Raw genomic sequence first — 12,896 nt, forward strand, 5'->3', positions numbered from 1 at the left:
TACGCAAACCCTTGACGACCAGTGGTGGCCCCGTCCTACCGTGGCATGAGAGGGCCCCGGCATTCACCGGTGTAAGGCTCGTGGACGGTGTTCGACGGCATCGCGGTTTTCCATTGGAGGAAGCACATGACCATTCCCAGCTCTGACCCGCACGCCCATTCGAAGGCGAACATGAACGCGGCGCCGGATCATCCAGAGGGGAAGACCCTGACGACCAGCCAGGGGACCCCGCTGCAGGATACGGAGCACTCCCTCAAGGCCGGTCCGCGAGGCCCGGTGCTGTTGCAGGACCACCACCTGCGCGAGAAGATCACCCACTTCGACCATGAGCGGATCCCCGAACGGGTGGTCCACGCCCGGGGCGCCGGCGCCCACGGACGCTTCGTCAGCTATGGGACCGGAGCCCACCTCACCCAGGCGTCGTTCCTTGTCGAAGGCGTGGAGACGCCGGTCTTCGTGCGCTTTTCCACAGTTGCCGGATCGCGCGGATCGGCCGACACCGTGCGTGACACCCGCGGCTTTGCCACGAAGTTCTACACGCAAGACGGAATCTACGACCTGGTCGGCAACAACATCCCGGTCTTCTTCATCCAAGATGCCATCAAGTTCCCCGACGTCGTGCACTCGGTGAAGCCCCATCCGGATCTGGAGATCCCCCAAGCCCAATCCGCGCACGACACCTTCTGGGACTTCGTCTCCCTGCACACGGAAGCGCAGAACCACACCATGTGGTTCATGGCCGACCGCGGCATCCCGCGGTCGTTACGGATGATGGAGGGCTTCGGCGTCCACACGTTCAAGCTGATTGCCGCCGATGGCACGACGTCGCTGGTGAAATTCCACTGGAAACCCAAACTGGGCGTGCACTCACTGGTCTGGGAGGAAGCGCTGCTCACCAACGGCAACGACCCGGATTTCCACCGCCGCGACCTGGCGACGGCGATCGACGCCGGGGCATTCCCGGAGTGGGAACTCGGCGTGCAGGTGTTCCCGGACACCGAAGAGCAGATGTTCGAGGGCATCGACCTGCTGGACCCGACGAAATTCGTACCTGAGGAACTCGCGCCGGTGCAGCTGCTGGGCAAGATGACGCTGGACCGGAACCCGTCGAACTACTTCGCGGAAACTGAACAGGTCGCCTTCCACCCGGGCCACTTGGTTCCGGGGATCGACGTCACGAACGACCCGTTGCTGCAGGGCCGGCTCTTTTCCTACATTGACACCCAGATCACCCGGCTCGGCGGGCCGAACTACTCGCAACTGCCGATCAATCTGACGCACGCCGAAGTCAACGACATGCTGCGCGATGGCATGCACCAGACCTACATCCATGAGGGCGTTGCCCCGTACAAGCCGAACTCCCTGGACGGAGGGTGCCCGTTCATGGCGGGGGAGGGCGATTCGACACGGATGCCCTTCATCGACGTACCGGAACACATCGCCGCGTCGGTGAAGGAACGCCGCAATCCCGCCACCTTCGAGGACCACTACAGCCAGGCACGGTTGTTCTACCGCAGCCTCTCGGCGCAGGAACAGCTGCACGTGCAGCAGGCCTACTCCTTCGAGCTCGGCAAGTGCACCAGCGAGGAGGTGCGGGCCCGCCAAGTGCAGGCGCTGGCGAACATCGATACTGAGCTGTGCGCCGGGGTGGCCGCCTCGCTCGGCCTGCCCTCGCCCGCGCCGGACACCGAGGTCGAGGACCGGGACCCGAGCCCTGCGGTTTCACAGGTCGGCAAGACCTGGCCCGTGGATGGCCGGGTGATTGGCATCGTGGCCGAACACTCCACGGAGGCCGGGGTCATCGAGACGCTGCTGGCGGCCACGCACGCTGCAGGAATGACCCCGCTGCTCATCGCCCCGACTGGTGGACGGCTCGCCGACGGCTCGCCGGTCGACCGGACCTTCCTGACCGGTCGGTCCATCGAATACGATGCGCTGATCCTCGCTGCCGCACCTGCGGCTGGACCGGACGCGAAGCCGGACCTGGACACGAAGGCTGGAGCCGTGGTTCCGCCGCAGGGCGCTGACCTCGACCCGCGGCTGGTGCTCTTGCTACAGGAGGTCTTCCGGCAGGCCAAGGCCATCGTCCTGGCCGGGCCGGGGGCGGGGGTCATGTCCGGTTCCGGTCTGCCCACGGACTCTCCGGGCGTGCAGGAGGAATCCCCGGAGGATGCGGTGCCAGCCATCGCCGAACTGCTGGCGTCGCACAGGGTCTGGGAACGGTTTGCCTAGCGGGACCACCACCTGCGCGAGGAGATGACCGACGTCGACCATGAGCGGGTCCCCGATCGGATGGCCCATGCCCGGCGCGACGGGTCCCATGCCATGTGCGCCGCCGGACATACACCGATGCCTTGGCCGCGGACTCCGAGGGCGCGCTGGAATGGGGTTGCCAGCGTGGCGAAGCAAACGAACTACTCCGGGTCGACGTCGCCACGCCACACGGAAGGCGCCTGTGCCGACGACGGGGCCGGGGTGTTCGGTCGCTTCTGGTTGGCCACCCGGCTGACACTAGGGGCTGTGATCGTTGGTGTCCTTGAATGACGTCGATACCGGCACCATCGCCTCCGGAACGCCGTCGTCGACGGGGAGACCGGCCAGGAAATTGGCGAATCCGTGGCCAACTCGTCCGTGGAGCCTGCCCGAGGTGACGACGTGGAGCTGGGCACTGGACCGTACATCTGCGCCATGGGCGCGGAGGGCCTGGACCAAGCGGACGTCCTCGTCGCCGGGCACCGGCGGGAAACCACCGACCTCGCAGTAGGTCGAAGCGCGGACGCCCAGGTTGGCACCGTGGATGTGCGGGTGGCCGTCCTTGCGGACATACAACGACTGCCAGGCCAGATAGCGTTGCCGTCCGAGGTCGCCGGCATCGGGCTCGACCGTGCCCACCAGGGCGTCGGCTCCGGCGTCGGCGGCGTCCGCGAAAACCTGGAGCCAGTTGGCAGGGACCCGGGTGTCCGCATCCGTGTTGGCGATCCAGTGCCGGGGCAGGGACGTCGTGGGTAGGGCCGCCAATGCGGTGCGAACCCCCAGGTCGCGGGCGGCACCCACTGCGCGCACCGCAGTGTGGATGACCCTGACTCGGGGATCCACCCCGGCCACGGCCTCGGCGATGCGTGCCGAACTGTCGGTGCAGGCATCGAGGACGACGACCAGCCGCGCCCTTCGCCGCCCACCGGTTTCCACGTGGTCCATGGCTGCGCGGAGATGATCCAGGGCGATGCCGAGTAGTTCCTCTTCATCGCGTACCGGAACGACCACGGTGATCTGCCCGATCCGCGGCACGGCTCTAGCCACCGATACCTCCCGGGGCGCGGAGGACTTCGAGCAGGAAATCATCTTCACGGTGCTCGACCATCCGCTTCCAGCCGAGGGACCGGGCGATTTCGTGGACCTGGTCGCCGTCCAGCTCCCAGCCCTCGATGGGGTGCAACCAATGGCACAAGAGCAGGTCTCCTCCCGGGCGTAGTGTCCCGGCCACGGCGTCGAGCAGCGTCCTCCATTCGTCCCGGCTGAGGAAGTATCCGATTTCAGAGACGACCACCAGATCGACGGTGCCCGGAATCTGCTGTGGCCATCCGGCGGGAAGATCGGCGCGGAGCAGCTCGACGTTTTCGGCTGCCTGGACGCGCGTGCTTGCCGCGTCCAGTGCCACTTGGCTGGCGTCGATCCCCAGGACGTGGGAGCAGCGCTCCGCCAAAGCGGAGGTGAGCACCCCAATTGAGCAGCCCGCCTCGATGGCGAAGTCGTAGCCGGGCCGCGGCAGGGATGCCAGGGTCACGACCCGCTTGCGGTGTTCGTAGGCGCTTCCGAGGTAGTCCCAGGGATCGGGCCTGCGGCGGTAGAGGTCGTCGAAGATCTGAGCCGCCGACGTGGAATCCCGTGGTTCCGGCGGGGTCCAGCGGAAGGTCTCGGTGGGGCGCAGGAAATGTTGTTGGAACGCCTCGCTGAGGAGCACCTCGTCTCCGGGAGCGGACGAGAGCGGCAGGATCTGCGAGCGGTGTGCGCTCAGCGCCGCCCGCTTGGCATCGCGGGTCGGGGCATCCAGCTGCAGTGATTGCCAGTCCCGCCATTCGGTGTGTGCGGGTGTTCCCCAATGCCAGAACCAGATGGGAAATTCCAACAATCCCAGGTGTTTCCGGGTGGCCAGCCGTGCCGCCGCTGTGCCGACGGCGTCGTGGTCGGTATGCGCGTCGAGGCGGTAGGGGGCGGCGATCACGGTCCGGCCGGTGGGTGCGTCGCCCGGCGTTCCGTCGGCGGGTCCGTCCACGACGCTGGCGAGTGCGTCATCGAGGGCACCAGCGTGCGCGGCCAGGCTCCCATCGGGCAGGTCGAGGTGGCGCCAGGTCAGTTGTCCGGGATCTGGAGCACCCTCCCGCAGCAGGCCCAGCGCGGTGTCCAGCTCGTGGCGGCGCAACGCGGCCAGCTGGGCGGGCGTATACGTGGGGGAGTGCGGGTGCGAGGCCTCCCCGGCGCTGCAGATCACCACCTGGACGGTGGCTCCCCGGTGGAGGGCTGTATGGATGAGCCCGGCTGCACCCAGGGACTCGTCGTCGGGATGCGCGGCCACCACGATGAGGCGTTCCCCGTTACCGGGGACGCTTCCCGCCGCCAGTTCCGGCAGCTGCCCGACTCCTGCCCCGGCCCACATGCTCTCCGGGGTGCCGGCGTCGTCATGGCTGAAGGTCACCATGGGCTCACTCCGGCGCCCTGCCCGGCTGCCGCATCGTCGAGCAGGAGACGGCCCAAGGAGGCATCATCGCGGGCGGCGTGGTGCTGGCGCACGTAGACGGTCAGGTCCGCAACGCGGCGCGCGTGGTCCGCGTCGAAGGCCAGTGGCCCCGGGCCCAGGGACTGGCCGGTGAGGGAGAGCATGCGCCCGCACAGGCTGGCGATGTGGCCGCGAACCCGGTGGGCCACAGCCCACCCGGCACGGCCGGAGTCCACCTGGTGGGCCGCGTCGGCGAGCAATGCGGCTCCCGAGGCCAGCAGCCGATCGGCCTCGCCCAGCCAGGCCAGGGCCACCTGGTCCGGCTCACGGCGCGTGGCCGCTTGGAACAGGGTGCGGTACAGCCCGACGGCTCCGCCGAACCAGCAGGCCGCGACGGCCAGCCCGCCCCAGGCGAACCCGTCGCGATGCAGGTACCAATCGGCGCCGCCCACCGGCCGGGCGGCAACGCCGTCGAGCCGGATCGGCCCGCTGGGGACGTGGGCCAGGCCATGGCTGGCCCACGTCGAGGCCGCCGGCACGACGCCGGTCTGGTGCAGATCGAGGCAGAAGGCGCGGCGTCCGCCGGGTACGACAGCCGTGATGACCGCATGGTCCAGGCTTCCGGCGAGGGAGCACCAGGGCTTGTCTCCGTGGAGGAGCCAGTTGCCGTCGTCGTTCTCCGCACTGGCCTCCAGCTGCAGGCCGGGTCCCTCGGCGGCGAAAACACCCCACGTGGTGCCGGGAACCCAGGCGATGCCGGCCTGGTCGAGGATGGCGGCGGCGTCCAGATGGGGCTCCAGGGTGCGCGCCGCCGTCAGATCCAGGGCGGCGACCGAGGCCAGCAGCTCCCACAGCGCCAGGGTGGCACCGGTACCGGGAACGGGCGGTGTTCCGGGGGCGGCCCGCAGCGCCGCGAGCATCGGCGCGGGGTCGCCCGCGCAGCGCGCCGCGGCGTCCAGCCATGCCACGGAGGCCCCGTCGGCGGCCGGTAGCGAGCCTGCGGTGGTCAACTGCACGGTGGGTGTTTCCATGGTGGCCTCCTGGGTTCGTCGATCACGGGCTGGGCCTTCCGCCGGGCGTTGTCGGCGGGAGGGCCCGGTGCACACTGGGCCATATCCTACGGGGCAGTGCGTCCGCGGCCGGGGATCGTGGGGGTGTCGCGGACCCACGTCGGCGTTTCGGCCCCGGTGCCCACCTAGGCGCCCTTTTGCGAGGTGCCCTTCTTGCCGCTCGGGCGCGTCTGCCGGTCGTTCTTCGCACTGGCGGGCGTTGACTTCTTTCCCGCGGACTTCTTCCCGCTCGGCTTCTTGCCGTCGGACGTCGTCCCGGGTTTCGCTGTTTTGTCGGCGCCGCCCGATCGCTTCTTCTCGACACTGCGCTTCAGTGCCTCCATCAGGTCGATGACGTCTCCTGACCCGGACCCCGCGTCGTCGCGTGCGGCCTCCTGGTCCCCGAAGGTGGCGTCCGTGTCCAACGAGTCACCCTGCTTGATCTTCTCGTCGATGAGGGTGCGCAGTTCGACCTGATACTCGTCCTCGAAGTCCCCGGGGGTGAAATCGTTGCTGAACTGCTCCACCAAGGCGGCCGACATCTTCAGTTCCTTGTCGCTGATCTTCGTGGCCGACTTGGTGGCCGGGAAGTCGACTTCACGGACCTCATCGGCCCAGAGCATCGACTGCAACACCAGGACCTTGCCCCGCACGCGCAGCAGCCCGAGGCGGGTCTTCTGGCGCAACGCGAACCTCACGATCGCGATCCGCTCGGTGTCCTCCAACGTCTGGCGCAAGAGCTTGTAGGCCTTCGGCGACTTCGAATCCGGCTCGAGGTAGTAGCTGCGTTCGAGCATCAGGGGATCGATCTGGTCGTTCGGGACGAACTGGACGACCTCGATCTCCCGGCTCTTCTCCGCAGGCAGCGACTCCATGTCGTCGTCCGTGAGCACTACGGTGCGATCGCCGTCTTCGTAGGCCTTGTCGATGTGCTCGTAGTCGATCTTCTTCCCACACACCTCGCACCGGCGTTGGTAGCGGATCCGTCCGCCATCAGCGTCGTGGACCTGGTGCAGGTCGACGTCGTGGTCCTCGATGGCACCGTAGGCCTTGACCGGCACGTTGACCAGGCCGAAGGCGACAGCGCCCGTCCAGATTGCCCTCATAGGCCCAGTGAAACATCGGTTCCACCGAGGCGCCAGCATTCGCGGCACCTGCCGGGCGCGTGCCATGGCCACGCGCGGCATTTCGCGGCACAGTGGAACGAGACGGAAGGAAATCCCCTTGTCACCACGGACGAATGAACAGACGGTCAGGGTTTCGGGTCGTCAGTTGAAGATCAGCAACCTGGACAAGGTGCTGTATCCCGAGACCGGCACCACCAAGGCCGACGTCCTGCGTTACCTGGCCGAGGTTGCGCCCGTCCTCATCCCGCAGGCGGCCTGGCGTCCGGTGACCCGCAAACGCTGGGTCAATGGTGTCGGCACGCCGGAGCAACCCGGCCAGGCCTTCTTCCGCAAGGACCTGGAGGATTCGGCTCCGGACTGGATTCCGCGCAGGGAACTGGAGCATCGTGACCACGCCAACACGTATCCGTTGGCCAACGAGCCGGCGGTGCTGGCCTGGTTCGGGCAGTTGGCTGCGTTGGAACTGCACGTGCCGCAATGGCGGTTCACCCCCGAGGGCCCTCCGGCCAACCCGGACCGGATGGTGCTGGATCTGGACCCGGGGGAGGGCGCCGGCCTACCCGAATGCGCCGAGACGGCGTTGCTGTGCCGTACACTGCTCGCCGACATGGGTGTGGACAGTGTTCCGGTCACTTCCGGGTCCAAGGGCATCCACCTGTATGCGCCCCTCGATGGCAGCTACACCTCCGCCCAGGTATCCGAGGTCGCCCATGAGTTGGCCCGCTCGCTGGAGGCAGACCACCCGGACCTGGTGGTCTCGGACATGAAGAAGTCCCGGCGATCGGGCAAGGTGCTGGTCGACTGGAGCCAGAACAGCTGGGCCAAGACCACCATCTGCCCCTACTCGCTGCGCGGGAGGTCCCGTCCCCTGGTCGCCGCCCCGCGCACCTGGAAGGAAATCGGGGACCCGAAGCTGCGGCAGCTGGATTATGAGGAGGTGCTCAAACGCGTCGCCGACGGCATCGACCCCCTGGCCGACCAGGGCTGGTCCGGAGCCACCGCCCCGGACCGGCTCGGAACATACCGTTCCCTGCGCGATGCGGCCCAGACGCCCGAACCCGTGCCCGCCGAGCCGGCACGGCAGCGGGACGGCGCACCGTCCTTCGTCATCCAGGAGCACCACGCCTCGAGCCTGCATTGGGACTTCCGGCTGGAGCACTCCGGGGTGCTCGTTTCCTGGGCCGTGCCCAAGGGGCCACCACTGGATAGCGGGCAGAACCGGTTGGCCGTCATGACGGAAGACCACCCGCTGGATTACGGATCGTTCGAGGGGACCATCCCGCAGGGGCAATACGGGGCCGGGCAGGTCACGCTCTGGGACCACGGAACGTGTGATCTCGAGAAATGGCGGGAGGGCAAGGAAGTCATCGCCGTGCTGCACGGGCGTCCCGACGGCGGCCTCGGCGGGGTCCCGCGCCGCTACGCGCTGGTCAATGCCCCGGGCCTGGGCGCGGAGAAGAACTGGCTCATCCACCTGATGAAGGACCAGCCGGTCCGCCCGCCCGTGGGCTCTTCCGACGACGCCGGGGTGCCGGCTCCGATGCTCGCCACGAAGGGCACGCCCGCAGAGCTGGACGCCGACGATGACTGGGCCTTTGAGATGAAATGGGACGGCGTGCGGGCCCTCGCGACCGTGGCCGACGGAGCCGTGACGCTGGTCAGCCGCAACGGCAAGGACATGACGGCCAGCTACCCCGAACTGCAGGAACTGGCAGGACTCGTCGGCGACGGCGCGCTGCTCGACGGCGAGATCGTGGCCCTGGATTCCTCCGGCCGCCCCGACTTCGGGCGCCTCCAACAGCGGATGAAACTCACCAAAAAGCGCGAGGTCGCGGCGATGGCCGGCAAGATCCCGGTGCATTTCATGGCCTTCGACGCGCTCCGCCTGCCGGACAAGGCCGACGGCGGGGTCCGCCACCTGATGCGCTCGCCGTACACCGAACGCCGCACCGCCCTGTTCGACGCGGTCACCGAGGGCGAACACATCCACGTCCCCATCGCCCACACCGGCAGCCTGCAGGACGCCATCGACACCAGCCGCGAACTGCGGCTGGAAGGGATCGTCGCGAAGAAGGCCGACGGGCGCTACCTGCCCGGTAAACGCAGCCACGGCTGGGTCAAGATCAAGCACGAGGCCCACCAGGAGGTCGTCGTCATCGGCTGGAGGGCAGGAACCGGCTCCCGCGCCGATTCCCTCGGATCGCTGCTGTTGGCAGTGAACGACGACGGTGCCCTGCACTATGTGGGCCGGGTCGGAACGGGGTTTTCCCGCACGGAACTGGAGGACGCGCGGACCCGGCTGGAGCGCATCACCCGCAAGACACCACCGGCAGATGACGTGCCGGCAGCGGATCGACGGGACGCGACCTGGGTGTCGCCGCAGCTGGTCGGCGAGGTCAGGTTCAGCGAAGTCACCGGGGACGGCCGGTTGCGCCATCCCGTGTGGCGCGGTTGGCGGCCCGACAAGGCGGCCGCCGACGTCCACTGGGACTGAGCGGGGGGCTGCACGAAACGTTGCCCGGCCCGACGGTGTCCCCTAGCGTGAAAACAGGAAGCACATCCATCCACGACCGGAGGTCACCCCATGGACAAGCGCACACCGAACCCGCAGGACGCCCCCGCTCAGCTGGGACTGGACAACCCGGTGACGCGGTACCCGAAGATCTCGCCGCCGAAACAGGACCAGCCCGAACCCGGGTTGGATGCGAAGCTGGAACCGAAGGCCGATCTGGGCGCGAAATCCTATGTGGGAACGGGCCGGCTCACGGGGCGCAAGGCGCTGGTCACCGGCGGTGATTCGGGCATCGGCGCTGCGGTGGCCATCGCCTTCGCCCGGGAAGGCGCCGACGTCGCCATTGCCTACCTGCCGGCCGAGGAGGAGGACGCCCGGAACATCATCTCCGTCATCGAGGCCGAAGGCCGCACCGGAGTCGGGCTGGCCGGTGACCTGCTTGACGCCGAGTACCGCAACTCTTTGGTCGACCAGGCCGCCGACGCCCTGGGCGGACTGGACATCCTGGTGAACAACGCCGGCAAACAGGTCGCCATCGAGAAGCTCGAGGATCTGGACGATGAACAGGTCGCCCAGACCTTCCAGGTCAACATCCAGACGATGTTCACGCTGTGCCGGGCCGCCCTGAAGCACTTCCCCGACGGGGCGACGATCATCAACACCACGTCGGTGCAGGCCTACGATCCCTCGCCGACGTTGCTGGACTACGCCTCGACGAAGGCCGCCATCAACGCCTTCACCAAGGGACTCGCCACCCAGCTGGCACCGCGGGGGATCCGCGTGAACGCCGTGGCCCCGGGGCCGATCTGGACCCCGTTGCAGGTCTCGGACGGCCAGCCCAAGGACGCACTGCCCACGTTCGGCCACGACGTGCCCCTGGGCCGCGCGGGCCAGCCGGTGGAACTGGCCCCCGCCTATGTGTTCCTGGCCTCCGCCGAGTCCAGCTACGTCGTCGGGGAGACCCTGAACGTCAACGGTGGCAAGTCCACACCGTAGCCGGAAATGCCGGGTGGGCGTCCGCGCCTCAGAGCGTCCACCCGGTGATTTCCGCTGAGTCCTCGCCATACATCCGCGTGTGGCCGCGTGCATCGACCAGTGCCTGCTCGTAGCGCTGGCGCAGGCCCGGGTAGCGTTCATCCATTCCCGGGACCCGGTCCAGCACGTCCAGGGCCAAGTGGAACCTGTCGATCCTGTTGAGCATCGCCATGTCGAACCCGGTCGTCGTCGTGCCCTCCTCGATGTAACCGCGCACGTGGATGTTCTGGTGGTTGGCCCGGCGGTAGGTCAGCCGGTGGATCAGCCACGGGTAGCCGTGGTAGGCGAAGACCACCGGTCGATCCCGCGTGAAGTAGGTGTCGAAGTCGGCGTCCGGCAGACCATGGGGGTGTTGGCCCTCATCCTGCAAACGCATCAGATCGACCACGTTGACCACCCGGACCCGCAGGCCCGGGGCGTCCCGGCGCAACAGGTCAGCGGCGGCGACCACCTCGGCGGTGGGGACATCCCCGGCGCAGCCGAGCACCACCTCGGGGGCGGCGTCGTCGACCTCGGTGCCGGCGAAGTCCCAGATCCCGATGCCCGCGGCGCAGTGTTCGACCGCTTCGTGAAGGGACAGCCACTGCAGGGCCGGTGCCTTCCCGGCGACGACGACGTTGACGTAGTCGCGGGTGCGCATCACATGGTCCATGGTCACCAGCAGCGTATTGGCGTCCACGGGCAGGTAGACGCGCACTACCTCGGCTTTCTTGTTGGCCACGACGTCGATGAATCCGGGGTCCTGGTGGGAGAACCCGTTGTGGTCTTGCTGCCAGACGTGCGAGGACAGCACGTAGTTCAGGCTGGCGACCGGTTGGCGCCAGGCGAGCTTGCGGTGGGACTCGAGCCATTTGGCGTGTTGGTTGAACATGGAATCGACGATGTGCACGAACGCCTCGTAGCAGTTGAAGATCCCGTGCCGACCCGAGAGCAGGTAGCCCTCCAACCAGCCCTGGCAGAGGTGCTCGCTGAGGACCTCCATGACCCGGCCGGCGCGGGCCAGGTGCTCATCGCCGTCGTACAGCTGTGCTTGCCAGACCTTGTCGGTGACCTCGTAGACGGCCGACAGTCGGTTGGAGGCCGTTTCGTCGGGGCCGAACAGGCGGAAGGTGTGCGGGTTCAGGGTGATGACCTCGCGGATCCAGGTGCCCAGCACGGCCATGGCGCCGTCGCGTTCGGTGCCCGGCGACGACACCGCCACCGCGTACTCGGCCAGCTCCGGCAGCACCAGGTCCTGGAGCACCCTGCCTCCGTTGGATGCCGGCGCGGCACCCATGCGCAGGCCGGGTGGTGGGGTGAGCCGTACGGTGTCGGGGCGGGGAGCTCCCGTGGCGTCGAAGAGTTCGTCGGGCCGGTAGGACGCCAGCCAGTCCTGCAGCTTCGCCAGATGCCCGGGGTTCTCGCGGACGTTCGACAACGGGACCTGGTGGGCCCGCCAGGTGCCCTGGACCTGTTGGCCGTCCACGACGTCCGGGCCGGTCCAGCCTTTCGGCGAACGGAAGATGATCATCGGCCAGACCGGTTGGCCGGGGTCCTCACCGGGTGCGCCTGCGTCGGCGGCGGTGCCGCGGGCCCGGGTCTGGATGGAAGCGATGTCCTGAAGCGACGCATCGAGCGCCGCGGCAAAGGCCTGGTGGGCTCCTGCGTGGTCGGAGGGGTCGGCCACGGTGACGAATTGCGGGGCGTAGCCCAGCCCCTCGAAGTACTTGCGCAGCCGCTCCTCGGGCATCCGGGCCAGGACGGTGGGGTTGGCGATCTTGTAGCCGTTCAGGTGCAGGATCGGCAACACGGCGCCGTCGTGCACCGGGTCCAGGAACGCCACGGACTGCCAGGCCCCGTTCAACGGCCCGGTTTCGGCCTCGCCGTCGCCGATGACGCAGGCACTGACCAGGTCAGGGTTGTCGAAGACGGTTCCGAACGCGTGGGCCAGCGAATACCCCAGTTCGCCACCCTCGTTGATCGATCCCGGGGTTTCCGGTGCAGCGTGGCTGGGGATGCCTCCGGGGTAGGAGAACTGGTGGAAGAGCTTGCGCATCCCGTCTTCGTCCCGGGTGATCTCCGGGTAGATCCCGGTGTAGGTGCCCTCCAGGTAGGTGTTGGCCACGTTGGCCGGGCCGCCGTGGCCGGGGCCGGTGACGAAGAGCATCTGCCGGTCACCGGCGATGATGGCGCGGTTGAGGTGCGCGTAGATGAAATTCAGCCCCGGGGTCGTGCCCCAATGTCCCAACAGGCGGGTCTTGATATCTGAGGGTTCCAGCGGCCGGCGCAGCAGCGGGTTGTCCCGCAGGTAGATCTGGCCGGCGGAGAGGTAGTTGGCCGCCCGCCACCAGGATTCGAGGTCCTGCACCCCGGTCTCATCCACGACCGGGCTATCTGCGGCGGGTTGCTGCGGTGTGTTTGGGTCCATGTCCGCACTCTACGGTCCGGCGGCGTCGACTGTCAGTGTTCTGCGTGGCCCG

Annotated in this window: 8 protein-coding genes; 3 read left to right on the forward strand and 5 right to left on the reverse strand. The window is 68.1% G+C overall.

Annotated features, from left to right (window positions below; all coding sequences use genetic code 11):
• The first annotated feature begins 171 nt into the window (after positions 1-171).
• Positions 172-2,232 (forward strand): catalase, encoded by a 2,061-nt coding sequence (locus tag ABD088_RS00440; RefSeq protein ID WP_343899467.1) that lies wholly within the window; start codon positions 172-174, stop codon positions 2,230-2,232.
• Between the two features lie 279 nt (positions 2,233-2,511).
• Here ABD088_RS00440 and ABD088_RS00445 read toward each other — a convergent pair whose 3' ends face one another.
• From ABD088_RS00445 to ku, 4 genes are all read right to left on the reverse strand, one after another.
• Positions 2,512-3,300, reverse strand: a complete 789-nt coding sequence (locus tag ABD088_RS00445; protein ID WP_343899341.1) for a glycosyltransferase family 2 protein — start codon at positions 3,298-3,300, stop codon at positions 2,512-2,514.
• Positions 3,293-4,696: a PIG-L family deacetylase gene (locus tag ABD088_RS00450; RefSeq protein ID WP_343899342.1), complete on the reverse strand. Its 1,404-nt coding sequence runs from the start codon at positions 4,694-4,696 to the stop codon at positions 3,293-3,295. Before ABD088_RS00450 ends, ABD088_RS00445 begins: the two co-directional genes overlap by 8 nt.
• Positions 4,690-5,745 (reverse strand): acyl-CoA dehydrogenase, encoded by a 1,056-nt coding sequence (locus ABD088_RS00455; RefSeq protein ID WP_343899343.1) that lies wholly within the window; start codon positions 5,743-5,745, stop codon positions 4,690-4,692. The genes ABD088_RS00450 and ABD088_RS00455 overlap by 7 nt, the downstream gene beginning before the upstream one ends.
• 164 nt (positions 5,746-5,909) lie before the next feature.
• Positions 5,910-6,869 (reverse strand): non-homologous end joining protein Ku, encoded by a 960-nt coding sequence (gene ku / locus ABD088_RS00460; protein WP_343899344.1) that lies wholly within the window; start codon positions 6,867-6,869, stop codon positions 5,910-5,912.
• Positions 6,870-6,933: 64 nt separating this feature from the next.
• Between ku and ABD088_RS00465 the strand changes: the two genes are divergently transcribed.
• Entirely contained in the window at positions 6,934-9,384 is a 2,451-nt protein-coding gene (locus ABD088_RS00465) for an ATP-dependent DNA ligase (RefSeq protein ID WP_372711025.1), read from the forward strand.
• Between the two features lie 90 nt (positions 9,385-9,474).
• On the forward strand, positions 9,475-10,398 hold the full coding sequence (locus tag ABD088_RS00470; RefSeq protein ID WP_343899348.1) for an SDR family oxidoreductase: 924 nt from the start codon (positions 9,475-9,477) through the stop codon (positions 10,396-10,398).
• 28 nt (positions 10,399-10,426) lie between these two features.
• Here ABD088_RS00470 and ABD088_RS00475 read toward each other — a convergent pair whose 3' ends face one another.
• Entirely contained in the window at positions 10,427-12,844 is a 2,418-nt protein-coding gene (locus tag ABD088_RS00475) for a phosphoketolase family protein (RefSeq protein ID WP_343899349.1), read from the reverse strand.
• Between the last annotated feature and the right edge of the window lie 52 nt (positions 12,845-12,896).

It is taken from the genome of Arthrobacter rhombi (genome assembly GCF_039526245.1).
GTDB classification, from domain to species: Bacteria; Actinomycetota; Actinomycetes; order Actinomycetales; family Micrococcaceae; genus Arthrobacter_H; species Arthrobacter_H rhombi.

Excerpts from the sequence above, each read along its gene's own strand:
- ABD088_RS00470 (WP_343899348.1), top strand. The coding sequence starts at position 9,475 with ATGGACAAGCGCACACCGAACCCGCAGGACGCCCCCGCTCAGCTGGGA.
- ABD088_RS00450 (WP_343899342.1), bottom strand. The coding sequence starts at position 4,696 with ATGGTGACCTTCAGCCATGACGACGCCGGCACCCCGGAGAGCATGTGG.
- ABD088_RS00440 (WP_343899467.1), top strand. The coding sequence starts at position 172 with ATGAACGCGGCGCCGGATCATCCAGAGGGGAAGACCCTGACGACCAGC.
- ABD088_RS00475 (WP_343899349.1), bottom strand. The coding sequence starts at position 12,844 with ATGGACCCAAACACACCGCAGCAACCCGCCGCAGATAGCCCGGTCGTG.
- ABD088_RS00455 (WP_343899343.1), bottom strand. The coding sequence starts at position 5,745 with ATGGAAACACCCACCGTGCAGTTGACCACCGCAGGCTCGCTACCGGCC.
- ABD088_RS00465 (WP_372711025.1), top strand. The coding sequence starts at position 6,934 with ATGGCCACGCGCGGCATTTCGCGGCACAGTGGAACGAGACGGAAGGAA.
- ku (WP_343899344.1), bottom strand. The coding sequence starts at position 6,869 with ATGAGGGCAATCTGGACGGGCGCTGTCGCCTTCGGCCTGGTCAACGTG.